Origin of the sequence: Pseudolysinimonas sp., assembly GCF_051954455.1 — a bacterium.
Taxonomy (GTDB): domain Bacteria; phylum Actinomycetota; class Actinomycetes; order Actinomycetales; family Microbacteriaceae; genus Pseudolysinimonas.
Map to the genome: position 1 here is coordinate 1 of NZ_JBQCHS010000018.1, position 23,830 is coordinate 23,830.

Below are 23,830 nucleotides of genomic sequence, written 5' to 3' on the forward strand. Positions count from 1 at the left end.
GGCGCGTTCGGATCGTCGCCGGCGAGAGCTTCGAGCACCTCCCTGGTGGTCTCGACGATGTCGTCGGGCTTGCCTCCCTTGGGCGTGGCCAGCTTGACCCGGTCACTGACCAGCTCTCCGGACTTCAGGTCGACGATGCCGCCCTTGATCCCCGTTCCGCCGATGTCGATCCCGATTGCCGTCGTGGAGGTCATGAGGGAAATCTACCGGCTCAAGGAAGGGTCAGAATCTCGGCGCCCCGCTCCGTGACGACGAGCGTGTGCTCGAACTGAGCGGTGATCGACTTGTCCTTCGTGGTCACGGTCCAGTCGTCTTCCCACATGTCCCAGTCGCGGCTGCCGAGCGTGAGCATCGGCTCGATCGTGAAGACCATGCCAGGCACCATCTCGGTGTCATACGCCGGTGCAGAGTCGTAGTGCGGGATGATCAGCCCCGAGTGGAATGAGCGACCCACGCCGTGCCCGGTGAAGTCGCGCACGACGCCGTAGCCGAAGCGCTTGGCGTACGACTCGATGGCGCGGCCGATCACGTTAACCTGCCGGCCGGGCGCCACCGCCTTGATGCCCCGGTTCAGTGCCTCGCGGGTGCGCTCGACGAGCTGCGTCACCTCGTCGGATGCCCGCCCGACGATGAAGGTCTGATTGCTGTCGCCGTGAACCCCGTTCTTGAACGCGGTGATGTCGACGTTGACGATGTCGCCATCCTCGAGCACGGTGTCGTCGGGGATGCCGTGGCAGATGACCTCGTTCACGGAGGTGCAGCTGGATTTGGGGTAGCCGCGGTAGCCGAGTGTGGAGGGATAGGCATCCTGAGCGACAAGGAACTCGTGCGCCACGGCGTCGAGTTCCTCCGTCGTCACTCCCGGTCTGGCGTGTTCGCCGACGAGAGCGATCGCCTGCGCGGCGATGCGGCCGGACTCGCGGATCAGCTCGATCTCCTCCGCCGGATAGACGTCGCCGCGGTCGTCTCGGGCAGGGCTGGGACGGCCGACGTATTCCGGGCGGGGAATGGAAGCGGGAACCGGGCGACGGGGCGAGACGTGACCAGGTATCAGGTGGCCAGAGGAGTCCTTGGGCATAAGATCAACCCTATGGCCGAGGCGTACGACGACGACATGGTGCACAAGTTCTGGTACAACACCAAGACCGGTCAGGTCGAGCAGGGCCTCAAGTCGCCGCTGCCCGATAGGCTGGGGCCGTTCGACACCCGCGAGGGCGCCGAACACGCGTGGGACAAGATCCGCGAGAACAGCCAGCGCTGGGCAGACGAAGACGCCGCAGAGGGCAACTGAAGCTCCGGGCGCTGACCGGCTGATCGCCCGCTCGGGCGGGCGCTTGAGGGCGCCGACGACTCAGTAGCTGTGTTCGGGCCCCGGGTACTCGCCCTGTTCGACATCGTCGCGGTACCGTCGCGCCGCGTCGCCTAGAACGCCCTTGAGGTCGGCGTACTGGCGCACGAAGCGCGGAACCCGACCCGTCGTGAACCCGGCCCAGTCCGTCCAGACCAGCAGCTGTCCGTCGACGTCGGGCCCGGCACCCACGCCGATGGTCGGGATACCGAGCTCCTTCGTGACCTGCGCCGCGGCATCCGCCGGCACCATCTCCAGCACCACAGCGAAGGCTCCCGCCTCTTCGACGGCATGGGCGTCGGCGAGCAGCGCCTCGACACCCGACTCGCCGCGCCCCTGGATGATGTGACCACCGAGCTGGTGCTCGCTCTGCGGCGTGTAGCCGATGTGGGCCATCACAGGGATGCCCGCGTCGACGATGCGGCGGATCTGCTTAGCGCTTCGCCGACCGCCCTCGAGCTTGACCGCGTGCGCTCCGGTCTCCTTCATGAAGCGCACGGCGGTGTGCAGCGCGTCTTGCACGTCGGTCTCGTATGACCCGAACGGCATGTCGGCCACCACGAAGGCACGGCGAACGGCGTGCGCGACGGCACGGGTGAGCGGAATGAGGTCGTCGACGCGCACCGGAAGGGTGGTGTCGTAACCGAAGACGTTGTTGCCCGCGGAGTCGCCGACCAGGAGAAAGTCGATGCCCGCCTCGTCGAAGATCTGCGCGCTCAGCATGTCATAGCTCGTGAGCCCGGTGATCTTGATCCCGCTGGCCTTCGCGTTCTGGAAGTGCCTCGTGCGCACCCGACGCGGCCCGCCTTCAGAAGCGCCGCCATACGGCCGCTCCTCGGCAGCGTTGGACGACGGTTCGCTTGCCTGCTCAGCCATGGCGGTCAGTCTATCCACGCCGCTACTACCAGATAATCTGGATCCGTCCCACCGTCACCGACCGCGAGCGCGAGGAAAGGGATCTTCATGGACAAGCAGCGCGACTTCGTGCTCCGTACCATCGAGGAACGCGGCGTGAAGTTCATCCGCCTGTGGTTCACCGATGTCGTCGGCACACTGAAGTCCGTGGCGATCGCGCCGGCCGAGGTGGAGGGCGCCTTCACGGAGGGGCTCGGCTTCGACGGTTCGGCGATCGAGGGTCTCACACGTACCTTCGAGTCCGACCTGCTCGCGCATCCGGATCCCACGACCTTCCAGATCCTGCCGTGGCGCGGCGAGGTCGACCCCACCGCCCGCATGTTCTGCGACATCACCACGCCGGACGGCGAGCCGGCCGTAGCGGATCCCCGCAACGTGCTCAAGCGCACGCTCGAGAAGGCGGCGGAGCGTGGGTTCACGTTCTACACGCATCCCGAGATCGAGTTCTACCTGCTGAAGTCGTCGAAGTTCGGCGAGAGCGGCCCCGAGCCGGTCGACTCCGCCGGATACTTCGACAACGTGCCGGGCGGCACGGCGCACGACTTCCGTCGACGGTCGGTACGGATGCTCGAAGACCTCGGGATCTCGGTGGAGTTCAGCCACCACGAGGTCGGCCCCGGGCAGAACGAGATCGATCTGCGCTACGCGGACGCGCTCACCACGGCCGACAACATCATGACGTTCCGCACGGTGATCAAAGAGGTGGCGATCGAGCAGGGCGTGTACGCGACATTCATGCCGAAGCCGCTCACCGGGCATCCGGGAAGCGGCATGCACACGCACCTGTCGCTGTTCGAGGGCGACACGAACGCGTTCTTCGCACCGGGTGCGGAGTATCAGCTCTCCAAGGTGGCGAGGCAGTTCATCGCCGGTGTACTGCAGCACGCACCGGAGATCACGGCGGTGACCAACCAGTTCGTCAACTCGTACAAGCGGTTGTGGGGTGGTGACGAGGCACCCAGCTACGTGTGCTGGGGCCACAACAACCGTTCGGCCCTGGTGCGCGTTCCGCTCTACAAGCCGAGCAAGGGACAGAGCGCTCGGGTGGAGTACCGCGGAATCGACTCCGCGGCGAACCCGTATCTCGCGTTCTCGCTGCTCCTGGCGGCCGGCCTCAAGGGAATCGAGCAGGAGTACGAGCTTCCGCCCGAGGCGGAGGACGACGTGTGGGCGCTGAGCGACGCTGAACGGCGCGCGTTGGGCTACCACGCGCTGCCGTCGAGCCTCGACCAGGCGGTGCAGCGCATGGAGGAGTCGGAGCTCGTCGCAGAGACGCTGGGGGAGCAGGTCTTCAACTACGTGCTCGCCAACAAGCAGCGCGACTTCCGCGAGTACCGCGCCCAGGTCACGCCGTACGAGCTGCGCACGAACCTCGAGATCCTCTGATCGACCGGCATCCCTCGAGCCCGTTCACCACGCAGGAATCCATACAGATGCCGCCGATCACGTTGACCGCTCTGGCCAGGGCGGGCTTCGTGGGGCTTTCTGACGCCCGCTCCCGCCTGGATGAGCTGGCCGCCCTCGGCGGTCCGCCGCCTCAGCGGTTCATCGAGCTCGTCGTCGACGTGGCCGACCCGGACGCCGCGCTCGAGAGGATGCTCGCCCTGCTGCGTCGCCGGCCGGACGAGACCGCAGGGTTGTTCGCCGACCCCGATGCCGTCCACCGGCTTCTGCAGGTCATCGGAGCCTCCAGCGGGCTCGCCGAGTTCCTGATGCGTCGGCCGGAAGCCCTCGGCGTGTTCGCGCGGCCGCTGGAAAGTCTGCCGACCGAGTCGGACCTGCGCCAGGACCTGCTGGAATCGGTCGGCGCACGGGACGGCGTCGCCTCCATCGCGGGGGAGGATGCCTGGATCGCCCTGCGCGCCCGCTACCGCACTCGGCTCACAGAGATCGCGGCCTTCGACCTGCAGCAGAGCGACCCGGTCGACGGCATCGCCGCGATAGCTCGCACGCTCGCCGCACTCGCCGGCGCCGCCCTCGACGCGTCGCTGGCCGTCGCACGTGCGACCGCGAGCGGCACAGGGCCGGGAACCTTCCCGGCCGCCGACGTCGCGGGAACGAAACTGGCCGTGATCGGCATGGGCAAGACCGGGGCCGAGGAGCTCAACTACCTGAGCGACGTCGATGTCATCTTCGTGGTCGAGGGGGACGAGGCGGCGGGCGTGTCGTCCGCGAGGGCGGTCGACGTCGGTACCAGGCTCGCGACCTTGACCATGCGGGGGATCGACGAGTTCGCGATCGAGCCGCCGCTGTGGGAGGTGGACGCGAATCTGCGCCCCGAGGGCAAGGACGGCGCGCTGGTGCGCACCCTCGAATCCCATCTCGCGTACTACGACCGCTGGGCGCAGGGCTGGGAGTTCCAGGCTCAGCTCAAGGCGCGGCCGATCGCCGGAGATCCGGCCCTCGGACGCCGGTACACGGATGCGCTCGCCCCGTTCGTCTGGTCGAGCGCGGAACGGGAGAACTTCGTCGAGTCCGTGCAGCGCATGCGCGAGCGCGTGACAGCGAACATCCCTGCCGACGAAGTGGACAGGCAGCTGAAGCTCGGGCCGGGCGGATTGCGTGACATCGAGTTCACGGTGCAACTGCTGCAGCTCGTGCATGGGCATACCGATCCCACGGTGCGGGTCGCTGGAACGCTGCCCGCCCTCGCGGCCCTCGCCGCCGCGGGCTACATCGGTCGGGCAGAGGCCGCCGAGTTCGCGCGCGACTACCGGGTACTGCGCCTGCTCGAGCATCGCATCCAGCTCTCCGAGCTCCGCCGCACCCATCTCATGCCGCGCGACGAGCACCGTTTGCGTGTGCTCGCCAGAGCGACGGGCCTGGCCGCCGGAGCCGACGAGCTGACGGATGTCTGGGCCGCCGTGAAGCGCCGGGTGCGCGGGCTCCATGAGCGTTTGTTCTACCGCCCGCTGCTCGCGGCCGTTGCGGCACTGCCAGGGGACGAAGGGGCGCTCACCGGAGAGCAGGCCCTGACCAGCGAGCAGGCTCAGGCTCGCCTCGCCGCCATCGGCTTCGTCGACCCGCAGGGGGCGCTGCAGCACATCGCCGCGTTGACGTCGGGCGTCTCGCGGCGCGCGGCCATCCAGCGCACCCTGCTTCCGGTCATGCTGCAGTGGTTCGCCGACGGCGCCGACCCCGACTACGGGCTGCTCACGTTCCGGCGGCTGAGCGAGGATCTCGGCGGTACGCATTGGTTCCTGCGGATGCTCCGCGACTCGTCCGGCGCGGCCGAGCGGTTGACCCGCGTGCTCTCGGGGTCCCGGTTCGCCGGCGAGCTGCTCGGGCTCATCCCGGAGAGCGTCGCATGGCTCGACGACGACGCCGATCTTCGCGCCAGGCCGCGCGCCGCGCTCGACGACGAGGTCGCGGCCATCCTCGACCGCCACGAGACGCCGGACGCGGCGGCGAGGGCGATCCGCGCCGTTCGGCGCAGGGAGGTGTTGAGACTCGCGTTCGCCGGCATCCTCGGCGTCGCGAACGTCACGGAGCTGGCCGCCGGACTCACCGACATCACCGAGGTGACGATCACCGGCATCCTCTCGGCGATCCGTGCCGAGGCACCGGCGCCCATGGAGTTCGCGGTGATCGCGATGGGGCGCTTCGGCGGCAGGGAGCTGGGTTTCGGCTCCGACGCGGACGTCGTCTACGTCTTCCGCCCGCACGACGGAGTGGAGACCGAGGCCGTGCATCCGGCGGCCCTGTCGATCGTCTCCGAGCTGAACCGGCTCACCGACGACGCTCGCCTGCCCTTCGAGCTCGATCTGGACCTGCGCCCGGAGGGGAAGAACGGCACGCCCGCCCGTTCGCTGGACTCCTACCGCGCCTACTATCAGCGGTGGTCCCTCACCTGGGAGGCGCAGGCCCTGCTGCGGGCGCGGGGCATCGCGGGCGACGATGGCCTGCTCGCCGACTTCGAACGGCTCGCCGACTCGGTGCGCTACCCGTCCTCCATCTCAGAGCGCGACGTGCGCGAGGTCAAGCGCATCAAGGCGCGGGTGGAGAACGAGCGCCTACCGCAGGGCGCCGACCCGGCAAGACACCTCAAGCTGGGCCGAGGCTCGCTCAGCGACGTGGAGTGGCTCGTTCAGCTTCAGCAGCTCCAGCACGCCGCATCATCGCCCGCTCTGCGCACCACCTCCACGCTCGACGCCCTCACTGCCTGCGTCGACCTCGGACTTCTGGAACAGGCGGATGCCGAACGCCTGCGCGAGGCGTGGATGCTCGCCTCCCGCGCGCGCAGCGCCGTCACGTTGTGGACGAACAAGACCTCGGACCTGCTGCCCTCCGAGCGCAAGGCTTTGGACGGCGTCGCCCGGCTGCTCGGCTACCCGCGGGGATCGGCGAGCGCCCTCGAGGAGGAGTACCTCGCGGTCACCAGGCGGGCGCGAGCGGTGTTCGAGCGCAACTTCTACGACTCCTGAGCTCGTCGAAGCACAACCACATGGGTCTAGACGACGAAGCGGGCCGCCCCTGAAGGACGGCCCGCTTCCGATTGCGCCTGAGGGCTCAGACTCCGTAGTACAGCTCGAACTCGAACGGGTGCGGACGCTGCGCGAGCGGCTTGATCTCCTTCTCGCGCTTGTAGTCGATCCAGGTCTCGATGAGCTCGGGCGTGAACACGTTGCCGGCGGTGAGGAAGTCGTGGTCGGCCTCCAGTGCGTCGAGCACGGCATCCAGGGTTCCCGGCACCTGCGGGATGGCCTTCGCCTCCTCGGGCGGCAGCTCGTAGAGGTCCTTGTCGACCGGCTCGTGCGGCTCGATGCGATTGCGGATGCCGTCGATGCCGGCCATCAGCTGCGCCGCGAACGCGAGGTACGGGTTGCCGGAGGCGTCCGGCGCGCGGAACTCGATGCGCTTCGCCTTCGGGTTCGTGCCGGTGATCGGGATGCGGATGGCGGCGGAGCGGTTCCCCGCCGAGTACACCAGGTTGACCGGAGCCTCGAAGCCCGGAACCAGGCGGTGGTACGAGTTGACCGTCGGGTTCGTGAACGCCAGCACGCTCGCGGCGTGCTTGAGCAGACCGCCGATGTACCAGCGTGCGATGTCGGAGAGGCCGCCGTAGCCCGCCTCGTCGTAGAACAGCGGCTTGCCCTCGTTCCACAGCGACTGGTGCGTGTGCATGCCGGAGCCGTTGTCGCCGAACAGCGGCTTCGGCATGAACGTGGCGGTCTTGCCCCACTGTTCAGCCGTGTTCTTGACGATGTACTTGAACTTCAGGATGTCGTCGGCCGCGTGCACCATGGTGTCGAAGCGGTAGTTGATCTCCGCCTGGCCGCCGGTGCCGACCTCGTGGTGGGCGCGCTCGAGGATCAGGCCTGCGTCGATGAGCTTGAGCGAGATGTCGTCGCGCAGATCCGCCTGCTTGTCGACGGGGGAGACCGGGAAGTATCCGCCCTTGTACGGGGTCTTGTTGGCGAGGTTGCCGCCTTCTTCGGCACGACCGCTGTTCCAGGCCGCCTCCTCGGAGTCGACGAAGTGATACGCGGTGTTCTGCTTCACCTCGTAGCGCACGTCGTCGAAGATGTAGAACTCGGCCTCGGGGGCGAAGAACGCCGTGTCGGCGATGCCCGTCGATGCGAGGTACTTCTCTGCCTTCTTCGCGACCTGACGCGGGTCCTTGCCGTACACCTCGCCGTTGCGCGGGTTGAAGATGTCGAACACCATCACCAGCGTGCGCTCCGCCCGGAACGGGTCGACGTATGCCGTCGTCACGTCGGGGATGAGCTGCATGTCCGACTCGTGGATCGACGCGAACCCGCGGATCGAGGAGCCATCGAAGAGCTGCCCGACGGAGAAGAACTCCTCGTCGACGGTGGAGGCGGGAATGTTGAAGTGCTGCTGCACACCGGGGAGATCGGTGAACCGGATGTCGAGGAACTTGACGTCCGTGTCCTTGATGAACTTGAGCACCTCGGACGAATCACTGAACATGTGGTTTCTCCAAGAAGGTGACGGGAGTCGAATCGTGCTGCGCGAGCAGCCGGTGACAGGCTAGGGGGCGGCGGTTTCCCCACCGTATCGCGATTGTTTCGGGGATGTTACGCAGCCTGCGTCAGTAAGCTTGCCCGGTGCCCACCTCCACCACTCCGCGCCGATTCGGCGATCTCGCGCCCAGCCGCTACCCCGGAGAACGGCTCGGGCTTCCCGAGACGGGGTCGGGATCGATCGCCAGGCCGGGGCGACGTATCCTCGCCCTGATCGTCGACTGGGCGATCGCGAGCCTGCTCTCGTTCGCGTTCTTCCACTACGACAGCTGGGCGACACTGGGCATCTTCGCGCTGCTGCAGTACGTGTTCATCCCGACCATCGGTGGGAGCATCGGACACCGCGTCCTGGGCTTGCGCCTCGTCGCGTTGAACGGGACCTGGGTCGGGCTGTGGCGCCCGCTCGTGCGCACCGTGCTGCTCTGCGTCGTGATCCCGGCCGTCGTGTGGGACTCGGATCAGCGCGGGTTCCACGACAAGGTCGCGGGAACGGCGCTGCTGCGCGCGTGACCGACCCCGTTGGCCGGCGGTGATCAGCGAGCGCGCTGCGGGCGCACCTTCAACGGGTCGACGCCCTTCGGAATCGGCATCTGCGTTCCCAGTGAGCCGAGCCGGTTGTCGACGGCGAGCACCTCGGGCTTGGTCAGCGCGACCTTGATCTTCGCCATGCGGCCAGCGAGCTTGTGCAGCGGGACGGCGTCCGGATCCGGGCCCACGTTGAACACATTGATCGGCACGTTCGGCACGATGCGGGCGATCTTGCGCCGCTCGTCCTCCACCATCTTGCGGGTGCGCGTCGCCGGCCCCTCGCCGATCAACACGACGCCGCCGCGGCCGACGGCACGGTACACCGCGTCGCGGGTGCGTCCGTTCACGGCCACCGGCATCTCGCTGCCACGCCAGGAGCGTTTCAGCGAGCTGCGCAGCACGGCCCCGACAGCACCTGGCTGGCCCTCGATCTGCGAATAGGCGGCACGTTCGGCCCGTCGGCCGAGCACGATGATGGCACCGAGAGCACCGAGGAGCACGCCCGCGACGATCCACAGCACGAGCGAGAACACGTTGCCGCCGGTGAGCGTGAGCGCGAGCACAACGCCGATCGCGGCACCCAGCAGCAGCGTGCCCAGCATGTACCACTGAGCGCGGGAGTCGTAGCGGCGGGTCATCTGGAAGACCTGCCACATCTGCTTGATGCGACCGGGTTCCTTCGTCGCTGCGGTGTCCTTGCGTGCCATGGTGTCCAGGATACCGGCTCAGCACGGCCCGGAATGCGGCCGACGGGGCCGGTTCGGCAACCTCAGCCGACCGCCCGAGCGAAGCCGAGCGAGGCATCCGCCAGTGCGTTCAGATGAGCAGGGATCTGGCGGCCCTTCGCCGTCATCGACTGCGCCCACAACCGGCCGGCTCGGTACGACGAGCGCACCAGTGGACCGGAGAGCACGCCGAGGAATCCGACCGCCTCCGCCTCCGCTTTGAGCTCGACGAACTCCTCGGGCTTGACCCACCGAGCGACCGGCAGGTGCCGCGGGCTCGGCCGGAGGTACTGCGTGATCGTCAGGATGTCCGTGCCCGCGTCGTGCAGGTGCCGCAGCGCGTCGCTCACTTCGCGGCGCTCCTCGCCCATGCCGAGGATGAGGTTGGACTTCGTGATCATCCCGGCGTCGCGCGCCTGCGTGATGACATCCAGCGACCGTTCGTAGCGGAACGCCGGCCGGATGCGCTTGAAGAGCCGCGGCACGGTCTCCACGTTGTGCGCGAACACCTCGGGTTCCGCGTCGAACACTCGGCGCAGGTGCTCCGGCCGTCCCGAGAAGTCCGGCACGAGGATCTCGACGCCGGTCCCTGGAGCCTGACGGTGGATCTCCCGGATCGTCTCCGCGTAGAGCCATGAGCCTTCATCCGCGAGGTCGTCCCTCGCCACGCCCGTCACCGTCGCGTAGCGCAGTCCCATGCGTGCCACCGTGTCGCCGACACGACGTGGCTCGTCCGCATCGAAGTCGGCGGGCTTGCCGGTGTCGATCTGGCAGAAGTCGCACCGCCTGGTGCATTGGCTTCCTCCGATGAGGAACGTGGCCTCCCGGTCCTCCCAACACTCATAGATGTTGGGGCAGCCGGCTTCCTGACAGACCGTGTGCAACCCCTCGGACTTCACCAGCCCCTGGAGCTGCGTGTACTCCGGTCCCATGCGAGCGCGGGTCTTGATCCACTCGGGCTTGCGCTCGATCGGCGTCTGGGCGTTGCGGGCCTCCAGGCGCAGCAGTCTGCGCCCGTCCGGCGCGGCGCTCACGCGGCGACCCCGATGACGGAGTCGAAGTGCGCGCGCACCAGGGGTGCCGCATCCTGCGGCGTCACGGTGCGGCCGAGTTCGCGGGAGATCGTCGTCACTCCGGCATCGCGGATGCCGCACGCCACAATGTGCTCGTACGGCTCCAGGTCGTTGCTGCAGTTGAGGGCGAACCCGTGCATGGTGACGCCGGAGGCGACGCGGATGCCGATGGCCGCGATCTTCGCGTCCGGGCCATCCGTCGAGACCCACACCCCGCTGCGGCCGTCGACGCGATGCCCGTCGACGCCGAGGTCGGCGAGCACGTCGATGAGCATGCCTTCCAGCCTCCGCACGTACCCGACCACGTCGATCGGCTCTTTCAGGCGCAGGATCGGATACCCGACGAGCTGTCCTGGACCATGCCAGGTGATCTTCCCGCCACGGTCCACATCGATGACCGGCGTGCCGTCCGCGGGACGTTCGTCCGGCTCGGTTCGTTTGCCGGCCGTGTACACGGACTCGTGCTCGAGAAGGATGACGGTGTCTGGCGCCCGCCCGTCGACGACGGCAGCGTGCACGGCACGTTGCTGGTCGAGAGCGTCGAGATACGGCACGGAGTTGGCGCTTAGCCCCGTGTCGACGTAGTCGATCACTCGTCGAGTCTATAGCGGCGTTGCGCTCTTCCTCCCCACCGTGCACACGCCGCCAGCGCCTCACAGAAGGCCGCGGCAAGGCGCGGGCGGATGCTCATCCGCGGCACGCTGGTGTTCATGGCAGGCAAGAGACGCAGGCACCGAGGCACCTCGCCCGAGACCACGATGGAGCGGGATCACGCCACCGCTGCCGTCTGGAGCGAGCTCGGCGGTTACCGCCTGCTGCGGACGGTCGGGCGCGGTGAGCACTGCGTCGCCTACCTCGCGTCCGGCGACGGCGGCCAGGTGGTCCTGAAGGCGTATGCGGATGATGTCGACCCGGCTCGGATCGCAAACGAGGTCGCCTGCCTCAGTGCCGTCGACTCTCCGCACGTGGTGGGGGTCATCGACGTCTCGCACGCACCCGACCGGCCGGTGTGCCTCGTGCTGGAACGGCTATCCGGGCGCACGCTCTCGGACTGGTTGCGGGACCGCCCGCTTCTCGACACCGGCGAGGTCGTCACAGCCGCCGTCTCGGTGCTCCGGGGGATACGAGCCGTCCACGCGGCGGGCTGGGTGCACGGGAACGTCGCGGCGACGAGCATCCGCTTCGACGAGAACGGATGCCCCGTGCTGCTCGGTTTCGGGTCCGTCGCCCACGCGACGCCGGCCGGCGTTGCCGCGGACTGGGACCGCTGCGCGATGATCGTGGACGGGATCCTCGCCCGCGCCGAGACGATCGAAGTCGACGAGGCGGAAGGCGTTCGTCGCGCGATCGGGCGGCTCCGCATCGAAGGTGTTGCCGAGGGCGGCGCGGTCAATGACGTCGAACGGGTGCTCTTCGCGCTCGGGCCGCCGGCGCCGCTCTCCATGGGACCGCTTGCTGTCGCCCTGACTGCGCGTCCGAAGGGGCCGGACGCGGCGGACGCGCCGAGCGTACCTCACCGCGACGAGACGTCTCGAACTCGAACCCCCGGCGACGAGCAACCCGGGCGGCCGCTTGGAGCGCGCGTCACCGGAGTGGAATCTATTCCTGTCAGGCACCGCGTCGCCGCGATCCTGGCGTCCGCTATGGAGCACGGCGTCATGCCTGCGGTCTCTAGATGGCTACGTCGCCTCCTAGCCGGTCGCAGAAGACCCGTGCTGATCGGTGCCGGGGGAGCCGTCGCCCTGACGCTCGTCGCGCTGCTCGCCCTGCCGAGCACGCCGGCCGGGCACGCAGAGGCACCCACGACCGGGCCCACGGTGCGAACGACGCGTGAAACGCGGTCGTCGGTTCCGTCTCCCGCACGGTCCGCCCCTCCGACACGACAAGCGACGGATCAGCGGCCGGCCGACGCCGACGACCCCGTGCACGCTGCGTTCCGTCTGCTCCAGGCCCGCCACACCTGTCTGGAGAGGGGTGATGACGGATGTCTCGCCGACGTCGACCAAGCCGACTCGCCGCTGTTCGCGGCCGACCGCTCGGTGATCGCCGGTGGACAGAAGGGACAGGAGGCGCCGGAGCTCGATCGGCTGACTCTGACGGAGACCATCGGCGACGCTGCAGTCGTCTCGGTGGCTCCGGCGGGCGAGACGACGAAGCCGGCTTCGGTCCTGCTGATCAAGACCGAAGCCGGCTGGCGTCTTCGTGCTCTGTTCGAAAGCTAGCTGCTGCCCGCCTCAGATACCGAGGTCGGAGTCGAACGCACCCTCTTCGAGACGGTTCTTCACCGCGACGAGGAACCGCGCGGCGTCCGCACCGTCGACGATGCGATGGTCGTACGACAGGGCGAGGTACACGGTCGAGCGGATCGCGATGGAATCGGTGCCGTCCGCCTGCACGACGACCGGCTTCTTCGAGACGATGCCGGTGCCGAGGATCGCCACCTGCGGCAGGAACACCAGCGGAGTGTCGAACAGTGCGCCACGCGACCCGGTGTTCGTCACGGTGAACGTTCCGCCGGCGAGCTCGTCGGGCTTCAGCTTGTTGTCGCGAGTGCGCTGTGCGAGGTCCGCGATCTGCTGCGAGAGCTGGGCGATGTTGAGGTCACTCGCGCTGCGAACGACCGGGGTGAGCAGACCGCGCTCGGTGTCCACCGCGATCGAGATGTTCTCGTGGTCCGGGTACACGATGTTCTCGCCGTCGACCGTCGCGTTGATGACGGGATACGCCTTGAGCGCTTCGGCAGCGGCCAGCGTGAAGAACGGCAGGAACGACAGCTTCGTGCCCGTGGCCTTCTCGAAGTCGGCCTTCACACGGTTCCGCAGCGCGGCGACCTTGGTGACGTCCACTTCGACCACCGTGGTGAGCTGTGCCGAGTTCTGCATCGACACGACGGCCCGGTCGGCGACCACCTTGCGCAGACGCGACATCGGCTGCACCGTTCCGCGCAGTGGGGAAGTCTCGAGCTTGGTGCTCGCGGCGGCGGCTGGTGCGGCCGAGACGCCGCTGCCCGCGCTCAGAATGTCTTCCTTGCGAATGCGCCCGCCCACTCCGGTGCCGGTCACGGTTGCGAGGTCCACGCCCTGCTCGTTGGCCAGCTTGCGCACGATCGGAGTGACGTAGCCGGAGCCCGCGTGCGAGCCGGATGCCTGAGGCGCGGGAGCAGCGGGAGCTGCCTGAGCTGCCGGTGCCGCGGGAGCGGCCGGTGCCGCGGGAGCGGCCGGTGCCGCGGGAGCGGCCGGGGCTGCGGCGGGAGGAGTGGCCGGTGCTGCAGCGGGGGCAGGTGCCTCGGCCGCAGGCGCGGTCTGCTGCTGCGGCGCCGGGGGCTGGTCGACGGGCGCGGGGGTGGGCGCCTGAGCCGGCGTCTCCGCCGCGGTCGACGGCACCTCGGCCTGCTCGGAGGCCTGCGGCTGCTGTGCCGGCTCCGGCGAGGGCTGCTCGGCCGAAGGCTGCTCAGCGGCCGGCTGCTGCTGCGGCGCGGCCTGCTCGGCGGCGGGCGCTGCGGGCTGCTCGGCGGGCGCGGCCTGCTGCTCTGCCGGGGCGGCCTGCTGCTGGGCCGGAGCCGCCTCTTCCTGAGCAGGGGCCGGAGCCTCTGCGCTCGCTCCAGAGCCATCTCCGATCGTCACGAGCGCGGTTCCGACCTCGACGGTCTCGTCCTCCTGCACGAGGATCTGCTCCACCACGCCGGCGACCGGCGACGGGATCTCGGTGTCGACCTTGTCGGTCGATACTTCGAGCAGGGGCTCGTCGACCTCGACGCGGTCGCCCACCTGCTTCAGCCAGCGGGTGACCGTGCCTTCCGTGACACTCTCACCGAGTGCCGGGAGGCTGACGGATTCGCTCATGAGTAAGTCTCCTTCAGGAATGCGATTCGTTACGAAAGCTTATTGCAGTGACTCGGCTGTGCCGCGGAATTATCGTGGCTGCGCCACTCACTGGCTCAATCGGGTCGGACACACGAGCAAGCTCGCGCGTCTCTCCCCTCAATCGCCTCTAGAGCGTGTGGAGCGGCTTCCCCGCCAGGTACAGGAACGCCTCGCCGAGCGACTCGTTCTGTGTCGGGTGCGCGTGGATGAACGGAGCGATGTCTTCGGGGTAGGCCTCCCAGTTCACCGCCAGCTGCGCCTCGCCGATGAGCTCGCCGACGCGCGCGCCGATCATGTGGACGCCGACCACGGGCCCGTCGTTGACCCGGACCACCTTGACGGATCCGCCCGTGCCGATGATCTCGCTCTTGCCGTTTCCGGCCAGGCTGTAGTCGTAGGAGGTGACGTTCTCCTTGCCGTACTCCGCCTCCGCCTTCGCCTGACTGAGGCCGATAGAGGCGACCTCCGGGTCGCAGTACGTGACCTTCGGGATGTTCACGTCGTCGACCACGATCGGGTTCAGGCCCGCGATCTCCTCGGCGACGAAGATGCCCTGCTGGAAGCCGCGGTGTGCCAGCTGCAAACCGGGAACGATGTCGCCGACGGCGTAGACGCCGTCGACCCCGGTGCGAAGTCGCTCGTCCGTGATCACGAATCCGCGATCGATCGTGATGCCGGCCTCTTCGTAACCAAGGCCCGCCGTCACCGGACCGCGGCCGACCGCGACGAGCAGGAGCTCGGCATCCACCGTGTCGCCGTTCTCGAGCGTCACGACGACGCCATCGTCGTTCTGCGTCACGCTCTGGAAGCGAACTCCGAGGCGGAAGTCGATGCCGCGCCTGCGGAACGCGCGCTCGAGAGACTTGCTGATCGACTCGTCCTCGTTGGGCACGAGGTGCGGGAGCGCCTCGATGATCGTGACGTCTGCACCGAACGACTTCCACACGCTCGCGAACTCGACGCCGATCACGCCGCCGCCCAGCACGGCGACCTTCTTCGGAACGAAGTCGAGCTGCAGTGCCTGCTCGCTCGTGATGACGCGGCCGCCGATCTCGAGACCGGGCAACGACCGGGAGTATGAGCCTGTGGCGAGGATCACGTACTTGCCGACGTACTCCACGTCGCCGACGCGCACGGTCTTCGGAGCGACGAGCCGGCCTTCGCCCTCGACCAGGGTGATGCCGCGTGCCTTGACGAGCCCCTGAAGTCCCTTGTACTTTTTGGCGACGATGCCTTCGCGGTACGTCGTCACCGCCTCTATATCGATGCCCTCGAGCACCGCCGTCACACCGAACTTGGCCGCCTCGCGCGTCGAGTCGGCGACCTCGGCCGAGTGCAGAAGCGCCTTCGTGGGGATGCATCCCCGGTGCAGGCAGGTCCCTCCGACCTTGTCCTTTTCAATCAGGGCGACGGAGAAGCCGAGTTCGCTCGCGCGCAATGCCGCCGCGTAGCCTCCGCTCCCGCCTCCCAGAACAACGATGTCGAAGTTCTGCTCAGACACCCATTCACTCCTCGGGTCGGGATGGTGAACGGCACCCTGCGAGCATGTGTGTCGGTTGCAAGGCGCCGTCGTTCGGCAGGCGTTCCTGCCCATACGACCCTACTACCGAGCCGAGAACTCTTCGGTCAGCGTGATCAGGGTACGAACCAGCACGCCGGTGCCTCCCTTGGGCGTGTAACCGTACGGTGCGCCGTCGTTCTGAGCGGACCCCGCGATGTCCAGGTGCGCCCACGGCACGGTCGCCGCGTCGGGCTCGTCGGACGACCTGCCCACGAACTCACGCAGGAAGACCCCCGCAAGCAACATGCCTGCGGCAGTGTTCCCTGGCGTCGCGTTCGTCAGGTCCGCCACCTCCGACCGCAAGCGGGCCCGAAGCTCCGACGGCAGCGGCATCGGCCAGACGAGCTCACCGGCCCGCTCGGCGGCATCCGTCACCTGCTTCACGAGGCCGTCGTCGCCCATCGCCGCCGAGTACCTGGTGCCGAGCGCGACCATCTGCGCGCCGGTCAGTGTCGCGATGTCGACGACGGCATCCGGATGCTCCTCGGTCGCCGCCCGCAGGCCGTCGGCGAGTACGAGCCGGCCCTCGGCATCCGTGTTGAGCACCTCGACGCGAGTGCCGCCTCGGATCGTCAGCACGTCGTTCGGCCGGATGGCCGATCCGGACGGCATGTTTTCCGCGATGCACATCCAGCCAGTGACTCGCACCGGCAGCCGCAGCCTGGCGGCCGCGATCACCACGGCGAGCACGGATGCCGCGCCCGCCATGTCGTACTTCATGCCGACCATCGAGGTGGGCGGCTTGAGGGAGAGCCCACCGGTGTCGAACGTGATGCCCTTGCCCACGAACGCGATGTGTCCGGCCGCGGCGTCGGGAGCGTAGTCGAGGCGCACCAGACGTGGCGGACGAGTCGAGCCGCTGCCGACACCGAGGATGCCGCCGAAGCCGTCGTCGGCGAGCTCCGTCTCGGTCCAGACGCGCACCTCGATGGGAAGGCCGCAGGCGGCCTCGACCGCCGCCTGGGCGAGCGCGTCAGGGCTCTGCGCCGACGGGGGAGTGTTGACGAGCTCCCTGGTCAGATGCACCGATTGGGCCAGCACAGTCGCCCGTTCGACGAGCGCTTCGGATGCCTGCGAGGACCCGACGACGACGATCTTCGACGCCGGGGAGCGGTCGTCGTCGCCGCGCGGCCGCCCCTCGTACACGTAGCCGCCGAGCGCGGCGCCCTCGAGCAGGGCCGCGAGGCGGCGGTCCGCTTCCCCCGTCCCGTCTGCAGCGGATGCGGTCTCATCCTGAGCACCTGATCCCACGTCCGGCGCCTCGATGATGAGCCGCCGGTCTCCGGCAGACAGCCGAGCCGCCGTGCCGGCCGCCGCGCGCAGCGCGCTCGCCGTCACATCGGAGCCCAGGCCCACGAGAGCGACGGGCAGCTCGTCGACCACGCCGGACGGGACTCGCACCAGCTGATCCGGCGCTCCTGTGACCTTCAGCTGACCGAGCAGCTCCCGGTGTCCGTCATGTCCGAGCAGCTCAGGTCCGTCCTTGCCTGCCCGCACGAAGAGCACGAGAACGTCGCCCCCCGCGGCCGCCGGCCGCTCATCGGCGAGGTGGAGCTCGAAGGTCGAGGACGGAAGAGAGGACGAACGGGACGAGGACCCCGCTGTGCTGGACGAAGACATGGAACGAATCGTACGGGCGATGCAGTTCGCGTGTTCGCTGTGGGCTTGCGAGACCCGCCCGGCTGGTCGGGACCCGCTGGCTAGCATGGATTTCATGCAGGATCCGCGTGAGCTCTACGACGTCCGGACGGCGCTCGACACCGTGCCGACCGGGCTCTATCTGGTCGCGGCCCTCACCGGCTTCGCCGACGCCGGTGGCGCGGTCTCGCAGCTGAACTCCTACCTGCTCGAAACGCTCGACTCCGAGGAGATCGCACGGTTCGACTCCGATGCGCTGCTGGACTACCGCGCACGACGCCCGATCATCACGTTCGAGGAGGATCACCTCACGGACTACCGGCCGGCGCAGCTGAGCCTCTACCTCATGCGCGACGAGGTCGGCCAGCAGTTCCTGCTCCTCACCGGGTACGAGCCGGACTTCCAGTGGGAGCGGTTCAGCAGCGCCGTGCTCGACCTCGTGTCGCTCCTCAAGGTGCGCTCCACGATCTGGGTGCACTCGATTCCGATGCCGGTCCCGCACACGCGTCCCATCGGAGTGACGGTGAGCGGCAATCGCGAAGGCCTGGCCGACGCGATGTCCGTGTGGCGTCCGACGACGCAGGCACCCGCCACGGCGATGCACCTGATCGAATACCGACTGCAGGAGGTCGGCGCCTCCACGATCGGGTTCGTTCTGCTCGTTCCGCACTATCTCGGAGACACCGAGTACCCGGCCGCGGCCGTAGCCGCGATCTCGAACATCAGCTCGGCGACCGGTCTGATCTTCCCGACCGACAAGCTACGGGAGGACGACCGGGAGTTCGTCGCGAACATCGATGAGCAGGTCGCCGGCAACCCGGAGCTGGAGCGTCTCGTCGGCGCACTCGAACAGCGTCACGACGCGTACATGCAGGACAGCCCGCTGAAGTCGCCGCTCACCCATGTCGACGGTGCTCTGCCGTCGGCCGACGAGATCGCGGCGGAACTGGAGAACTTCCTCGCGTATCGCCGCCGGGGCGACGAGGACTCCTGACCGAAGTCCTCGCACATCGCAGCCGGTAGGCTGGAAGGCGCTCGTTTCGCCGATCGGATCCCTGCTTGCCCTCCTCTTCGCCATCCCGCGCCCAGCCGTGGCGCGCTTGGCTGATCTGGGGCATCGGCGTCACGGCATACATGCTCTCCGTCGCCAACCGCACCTCGCTGGCGGCCGTCGGCACGGATGCCGCGCACCGGTTCTCGGCCGACGCTTCGACATTGTCGATGTTCGCCGTTCTGCAGTTGGCCGTTTACGGTGCCATGCAGCTGCCCATCGGCATCCTCCTCGACCGTCTCGGCAGCCGCCCGATCATCACGGCCGGCATGGTGCTGATGGCCGTCGGACAGCTCCTCATGGCGCTCTCGCCCAACGTGGGAATCGCCATCCTCGCGCGCATGGTGATCGGCGCGGGCGACGCCGCCGTGTTCCCCAGCGTGGTGCGACTCGTGGCCACCTGGTTCCCGGCGCAACGCAACTCACTGATGGTGCAGCTGACCGGCCTCGTCGGCCTCTCCGGCCAGCTGCTCGCGCTCATCCCGCTCGCTGCACTCGTTCACGCGACGACCTGGTCGATCGCCTTCGGCTCCGTCGCAGGGCTCTGCCTCCTGTTCGCGGTGCTCGTGTTCGCGATCATCCGCAACCACCCGCCGGACGTCGCCGGCGACGTGTCGGTCGACACCCGAACAGGGGCGATCCGCGTCGTCACGTCTGCAGCGGACACCCGTGTCGGCTTCCGCGCGGCGTGGTCGCACCCCGGCACCCGACTGGCGTTCTGGTCACACTTCACCACGGCTTTCGCCGGGAACGCGTTCATCCTGCTCTGGGGCGTCCCTTTCCTCACGGCGGGCGAGGGCCTCAGCGCCCCGGTGGCCGCGGGCGTGACAACGGTCTACGTCGTCGTGGGCATGGTGCTCGGCCCCGTGCTCGGAACGCTCTCCGGTCGGCTGCCGAACTCGCGCTCCCGGGCGCTCGTGCTGCCGTCCGTCATCTCTCAGCTCGTGGTGTGGCTGGTCGTGATCGCGTGGCCCACGCCTGCTCCGGTCTGGCTGCTGGTCCTTCTGGCCATCGCCGTCGGCTCAGGCGGCCCCGCATCGATGATCGCGTTCGACCACGCCCGCACATTCAATCCCGGTCACCGCCTCAGCACGGCCACCGGTATCACGAACACGGGAGCGTTCCTCGCCGGACTCATCGCGATCTTCCTGATCGGAGCGGCGCTGGACCTGCAAGGGGCCGGAACTCCCTCGACGTACAGCCTCGACGCGTTCCGCATCGCCTTCCTGACCCAGGTGCCGCTCTGGCTCATCGGCATCTTCTTCATCGTGCGCGAGCGCAAGCACACCCGCATCCACATCGGCATGGATCAGCCCAAGACCCGCCGGCGCTGAAGCATGCCACTACGAGTGGGCCGGCCCTTTAAGGGAATAGAAGGGGATGGCCGAAGGTTGCATTGGATGCGCGAAGGAACCTTCATCGTCGCTGAGTGTTGCCGGACGGTCACGTCTCAAGCGACGCCGAACGGTTCGTAATCGTGCAATAATCGGTGTTTGGACCCGTTCATCTTCGGACAGCACCACTTGCACGATCGGCCAGCGGCCGGTCGACGAGCAGTGCGGATCGTCTCCGGACTTGACATGGGTCCTCATAGTGTCCGCAAGCGACCCGCACCCCCTCGAACAGCACTGTCCTGCGTGCCGCACGAGAGGGCTGGAAGGTGAACTCCATGGCAGCCAAAACCGCTGACACCCGTACGGTAGAGGAGCCCACGACCACGACCGCCGCCAAGACGGCCAAGGCCGCGACGCCTAAGACGGCGTCCGCCAAGACCACGGCATCCAAGTCCAAGACCACGGCGAGGGCTTCCGCCTCGAAGTCCTCCGCCAAGAGCAAGGCATCGCCCGCGAAGGCATCGAGCAAGGCCTCACCGGCGAAGGCCGCCGACGAAGACGAGCTCGATGAGGAAGAGCCCGACGACGTCGAGCCTTCTGAGCTGGATGACAACGAGGTCGTCGACGACTCGGCCGATGTCGAGACGACCGACGACGCATCCGAGGACTCCGCCGAGGACACGACCAAGCCAGAGGCCGCCGCCGAGACGAACGACGACTCGGGCGAGGCGCTGCCCACCGGCGCCATCGTGCTTCGCGCAGCCGACGAGGAAGACGACATCCCCGTCTATTCCGCGCAGATCACCGGTGCGACGGCCGACCCGGTCAAGGACTACCTGAAGCAGATCGGAAAGGTAGCGCTGCTGAATGCGGCCGAAGAGGTCGAGCTGGCGATGCGCATCGAGGCTGGCCTGTTCGCCGAGGAGAAGCTCGGCGCGATGACCGACCAGGAGAAGCGGTCCCAGCTGGGCCGTGACCTCGGCTGGGTCGCCCGTGACGGTCAGCGTGCGAAGAGCCACCTGCTGGGCGCGAACCTGCGCCTCGTGGTGTCGCTGGCCAAGCGTTACACGGGTCGCGGAATGCAGTTCCTCGACCTGATCCAGGAGGGCAACCTCGGCCTCATCCGTGCCGTCGAGAAGTTCGACTACACCAAGGGCTTCAAATTCTCCACATACGCCACCTGGTGGATCCGCCAGGCGATCACCCGTGCGATGGCCGACCAGGCCCGCACCATCCGCATCCCGGTGCACATGGTCGAGGTCATCAACAAGCTCGCCCGCGTGCAGCGCCAGATGCTCCAGGACCTCGGTCGCGAACCCACTCCTGAGGAGCTCTCCAAGGAGCTCGACATGACCCCGGAGAAGGTCATCGAGGTGCAGAAGTACGGCCGGGAGCCGATCTCGCTTCACACCCCGCTCGGCGAGGACGGCGACAGCGAGTTCGGCGACCTCATCGAGGACACCGAGGCGGTCGTGCCGGCGGATGCCGTCGGCTTCACCATGCTGCAGAAGCAGCTGGAGAGCCTGCTCGACTCGCTCTCCGAGCGTGAGGCCGGGGTGATCCGCATGCGATTCGGGCTCGGCGACGGAATGCCCAAGACGCTCGACCAGATCGGAGACACGTTCGGGGTGACGCGCGAGCGCATCCGCCAGATCGAGTCGAAGACCATGGCCAAGCTCCGGCACCCGTCGCGGTCCCAGTCGTTGCGCGACTACCTCGAGTAGGCCGCGCGTGAGGCGATTCTTCGCGATCCTGCTCGGCCGCCTCGCGCGGTTCGCCACACGGTTGAGGGGCGGCGGCTCCGCCTTCCCCGGGTACCTCGTGCGCAAGGTGTGGCCCCGCTTCATCGAGGACGTCTCTGCGCAGTGGGGCCACGGCGTCGTCTTCGTGCTCGGCTCCAACGGCAAGTCCACGACCACGCACATGGTCTCGGAGCTGCTGCGCGCGCACGGCCTCCGAGTGTTCACGAACCCCAGTGGGGCGAACCTTCCGCAGGGCATCGCCTCGGCGATGCTCTCGGAGGTGACCCTTGCCGGCAAACTGCCGGCCGACGTCGCGGTGCTCGAGGTGGACGAGGCGTTCGCCGTCGACCTGGCGCGACTGCTCAGTCCCCGCACGGTTCTCATGCTGAACTGCCAGGTCGACCAGCTGTACCGCTTCTACGAGACCGAGCGCGTCGCTGACATGATGCTGGATGCCTCGGTGCTGGCCAGCGAGCACATCGTCACGAACCGGGAAGACCCGCTGCTGAGTCAGGTGCAGAGCCGCCTCGGTTCGAAGTCCGTGCCCGACGTGTCGTACTTCGGGGCATCCGACTCCGTGCTCGCTGCCAGCAAGCACGGCCTCCTGAACGCACCGGACTTCCGTGACGGCGCGGAGGCCGCCAGGCCGGCCGCACTCGGCGAGGTGCGGTCGTTCGGCGGACGCGAGGCGACCATCGCCGTGGGTGGCGACGTGGTCTCGGTCGAGCTGCCGGCGCGCGGACTGCACTATGCGGTCGACGCGGCAGCGGCATCCGCGACGGCGCGCCTCGTGCTGGGCGACGAGTTCGACACGAAGCGCGTCGTGCAGGCGTTCGGCAGCATGCGGCCGGCATACGGCAGGGGAGAGGTCATTCCGTTCGGCGACGAGTCGGTCGAGTTCGTCATGTTCAAGAACGGACCGAGCCTTCAGCTCAACCTCGACTCGCTGAGCACGCCGCCGCAGCAGGTCATGTTCGCCCTCGACGAGGGAACGCCCGACATCTCGTGGATCTACGACGTCGACTTCGACGCACTCGATCACGTGGACGTTGTCACTGGCGAGAAGTCGTGGCAGGTCGCGTTGCGGCTCGCCTACGCCGGCGTCCCGGTCACGACCGTCGAGCCGGACCTCGAGAAGGCGATCGAACTCATGCGCGCCCTTCCCGCTCCGGAACACGACCGAAAGCTGTGGTTCGTGAACTACGAGCAGATGATGCTGGCGCGCAAATACCTCGGATTCCCGGACCTGGAGACTCGCCTGTGACGCACGATGCCGCCGGAGTGCGGATTCTTCAGCTGTACCCCGACGAGCTCGGCGTGACCGGCGATGCGGGCAATGTCGATGTGCTCCGAACTCGTCTGGAGCGATCGGGCGTGCCGGTCACCGTCGAGGAGCACCGCCCGGGATCCGCGCTGGGTGCCGAGCCCGACCTGGTCGTGATCGGCAACGGCCCGTTGTCGGCGCTGCGGCGCGTGAATGCGGACGCCCTCTCGCAGCGCGCGACGCTGTCCCAGTGGGCGGAGCGCGTTCCGTTCTTCGCGGTCGGGGCCGGTCTCGAACTGCTCTGCGCCCGCATCGAAGACCGCACCGGCTCGCTCGACGGTCTCGGGCTCCTACCCGTGACCGCGCACCGCGGACGTGCACGCCGGGTCGGGTATGCGATAGCAGAGACCGCTGGCGGCGACGGGACGAAACGGCAAGTGATCGGATTCGAGGACCAGGCCACGGAGTTGTCCGGCGTGGCCCGGCCGTTCGTCACGATCCTTCGCGACGTGACGGGGACGGTGTCGCGTCCTGACGGGGTCCAGACCGCGACGATCACGGGAACGCTGCTCCAGGGCCCCTTGCTTCCGCTCAACCCCTGGCTCGCGGATTGTCTCGCGGCGGCCGCCGCCCGACACGCGCGGATCACCTACACGCCGGATGCCTCGCTGGCGGAGTTCGACCGGCTCGCCGAGCGGGCGACCGAACGCATGCGAGCCCACGTATCGTCGGTGTTCACCACGATTCAGTGACCCGGACGCTCCTGTGAGGATCCGTCCGGTGAAGCGGGGAGTATCGAGA

At 68.2% G+C, this 23,830-nt stretch carries 19 protein-coding genes and 1 pseudogene; 10 read left to right on the plus strand and 10 right to left on the minus strand.

The features are described 5' to 3' along the window. Together ACTHM3_RS08290 and map are read right to left on the minus strand one after the other, a co-directional pair. Window positions 1-194, minus strand: a pseudogene (locus ACTHM3_RS08290) (ROK family protein); the annotation flags it as partial. Window positions 195-211: 17 nt separating this feature from the next. Then, window positions 212-1,078 carry a type I methionyl aminopeptidase gene (gene map, locus ACTHM3_RS08295; RefSeq protein ID WP_440405644.1) on the minus strand — a complete coding sequence of 289 codons (867 nt, stop codon included), beginning with the start codon at window positions 1,076-1,078 and terminating at the stop codon, window positions 212-214. A 12-nt stretch (window positions 1,079-1,090) separates the two neighbouring features. Between map and ACTHM3_RS08300 the strand changes: the two genes are divergently transcribed. After that, window positions 1,091-1,291, plus strand: coding sequence for an SPOR domain-containing protein (locus ACTHM3_RS08300; protein WP_440293556.1), 201 nt, complete (start codon window positions 1,091-1,093; stop codon window positions 1,289-1,291). A 60-nt stretch (window positions 1,292-1,351) separates the two neighbouring features. On the opposite strand, the gene panB is transcribed toward ACTHM3_RS08300, so the two are convergent. Further along, a complete protein-coding gene (panB, locus tag ACTHM3_RS08305) occupies window positions 1,352-2,224 on the minus strand; it encodes a 3-methyl-2-oxobutanoate hydroxymethyltransferase (protein WP_440293555.1) in 873 nt (290 codons plus the stop codon). A gap of 87 nt (window positions 2,225-2,311) precedes the next feature. On the opposite strand from panB, the gene glnA (ACTHM3_RS08310) reads away from it, so the two are divergent. After that, window positions 2,312-3,649, plus strand: coding sequence for a type I glutamate--ammonia ligase (gene glnA / locus ACTHM3_RS08310; RefSeq protein WP_440293554.1), 1,338 nt, complete (start codon window positions 2,312-2,314; stop codon window positions 3,647-3,649). Between the two features lie 47 nt (window positions 3,650-3,696). Then, entirely contained in the window at window positions 3,697-6,687 is a 2,991-nt protein-coding gene (locus ACTHM3_RS08315) for a bifunctional [glutamine synthetase] adenylyltransferase/[glutamine synthetase]-adenylyl-L-tyrosine phosphorylase (protein WP_440405645.1), read from the plus strand. A gap of 85 nt (window positions 6,688-6,772) precedes the next feature. Here ACTHM3_RS08315 and glnA (ACTHM3_RS08320) read toward each other — a convergent pair whose 3' ends face one another. After that, on the minus strand, window positions 6,773-8,197 hold the full coding sequence (glnA, locus tag ACTHM3_RS08320; RefSeq protein ID WP_440405646.1) for a type I glutamate--ammonia ligase: 1,425 nt from the start codon (window positions 8,195-8,197) through the stop codon (window positions 6,773-6,775). 137 nt (window positions 8,198-8,334) lie between these two features. On the opposite strand from glnA (ACTHM3_RS08320), the gene ACTHM3_RS08325 reads away from it, so the two are divergent. Next, the gene (locus ACTHM3_RS08325) at window positions 8,335-8,760 is read left to right on the plus strand and encodes an RDD family protein (protein ID WP_440293386.1); all 426 of its coding nucleotides are present in this window, start codon (window positions 8,335-8,337) and stop codon (window positions 8,758-8,760) included. 23 nt (window positions 8,761-8,783) lie between these two features. On the opposite strand, the gene ACTHM3_RS08330 is transcribed toward ACTHM3_RS08325, so the two are convergent. From ACTHM3_RS08330 to lipB, 3 genes are all read right to left on the minus strand, one after another. Then, on the minus strand, window positions 8,784-9,485 hold the full coding sequence (locus ACTHM3_RS08330) for a DUF4191 domain-containing protein (RefSeq protein WP_440293385.1): 702 nt from the start codon (window positions 9,483-9,485) through the stop codon (window positions 8,784-8,786). A gap of 62 nt (window positions 9,486-9,547) precedes the next feature. After that, on the minus strand, window positions 9,548-10,537 hold the full coding sequence (gene lipA, locus ACTHM3_RS08335; protein WP_440293384.1) for a lipoyl synthase: 990 nt from the start codon (window positions 10,535-10,537) through the stop codon (window positions 9,548-9,550). Beyond that, complete coding sequence (lipB, locus tag ACTHM3_RS08340) at window positions 10,534-11,169, minus strand: lipoyl(octanoyl) transferase LipB (RefSeq protein WP_440405647.1); 636 nt, start codon at window positions 11,167-11,169, stop codon at window positions 10,534-10,536. Before lipB ends, lipA begins: the two co-directional genes overlap by 4 nt. 90 nt (window positions 11,170-11,259) lie before the next feature. Here lipB and ACTHM3_RS08345 point away from each other — a divergent pair, with 90 nt between their 5' ends. After that, the gene (locus ACTHM3_RS08345) at window positions 11,260-12,798 is read left to right on the plus strand and encodes a protein kinase domain-containing protein (RefSeq protein ID WP_440293382.1); all 1,539 of its coding nucleotides are present in this window, start codon (window positions 11,260-11,262) and stop codon (window positions 12,796-12,798) included. Between the two features lie 12 nt (window positions 12,799-12,810). On the opposite strand, the gene sucB is transcribed toward ACTHM3_RS08345, so the two are convergent. From sucB to ACTHM3_RS08360, 3 genes are all read right to left on the minus strand, one after another. Then, on the minus strand, window positions 12,811-14,418 hold the full coding sequence (sucB, locus tag ACTHM3_RS08350; protein ID WP_440293381.1) for a 2-oxoglutarate dehydrogenase, E2 component, dihydrolipoamide succinyltransferase: 1,608 nt from the start codon (window positions 14,416-14,418) through the stop codon (window positions 12,811-12,813). Between the two features lie 148 nt (window positions 14,419-14,566). Next, window positions 14,567-15,940 carry a dihydrolipoyl dehydrogenase gene (lpdA, locus tag ACTHM3_RS08355; RefSeq protein ID WP_440405648.1) on the minus strand — a complete coding sequence of 458 codons (1,374 nt, stop codon included), beginning with the start codon at window positions 15,938-15,940 and terminating at the stop codon, window positions 14,567-14,569. Between the two features lie 102 nt (window positions 15,941-16,042). Then, window positions 16,043-17,620: a leucyl aminopeptidase gene (locus ACTHM3_RS08360; protein ID WP_440405746.1), complete on the minus strand. Its 1,578-nt coding sequence runs from the start codon at window positions 17,618-17,620 to the stop codon at window positions 16,043-16,045. 94 nt (window positions 17,621-17,714) lie between these two features. Here ACTHM3_RS08360 and ACTHM3_RS08365 point away from each other — a divergent pair, with 94 nt between their 5' ends. The 5 genes from ACTHM3_RS08365 to ACTHM3_RS08385 all read left to right on the plus strand — a co-directional run bounded on the left by ACTHM3_RS08365 (window position 17,715) and on the right by ACTHM3_RS08385 (window position 23,781). Further along, window positions 17,715-18,632 carry a proteasome assembly chaperone family protein gene (locus ACTHM3_RS08365; protein WP_440293378.1) on the plus strand — a complete coding sequence of 306 codons (918 nt, stop codon included), beginning with the start codon at window positions 17,715-17,717 and terminating at the stop codon, window positions 18,630-18,632. 140 nt (window positions 18,633-18,772) lie between these two features. Then, on the plus strand, window positions 18,773-20,023 hold the full coding sequence (locus tag ACTHM3_RS08370) for an MFS transporter (RefSeq protein ID WP_440293398.1): 1,251 nt from the start codon (window positions 18,773-18,775) through the stop codon (window positions 20,021-20,023). 335 nt (window positions 20,024-20,358) lie between these two features. Beyond that, window positions 20,359-21,747 (plus strand): RNA polymerase sigma factor, encoded by a 1,389-nt coding sequence (locus tag ACTHM3_RS08375; protein ID WP_440293377.1) that lies wholly within the window; start codon window positions 20,359-20,361, stop codon window positions 21,745-21,747. Window positions 21,748-21,754: 7 nt separating this feature from the next. After that, window positions 21,755-23,029, plus strand: coding sequence for a MurT ligase domain-containing protein (locus ACTHM3_RS08380; protein WP_440293376.1), 1,275 nt, complete (start codon window positions 21,755-21,757; stop codon window positions 23,027-23,029). Continuing rightward, the gene (locus tag ACTHM3_RS08385) at window positions 23,026-23,781 is read left to right on the plus strand and encodes a type 1 glutamine amidotransferase (RefSeq protein WP_440293375.1); all 756 of its coding nucleotides are present in this window, start codon (window positions 23,026-23,028) and stop codon (window positions 23,779-23,781) included. Before ACTHM3_RS08380 ends, ACTHM3_RS08385 begins: the two co-directional genes overlap by 4 nt. Window positions 23,782-23,830 lie beyond the last annotated feature (49 nt).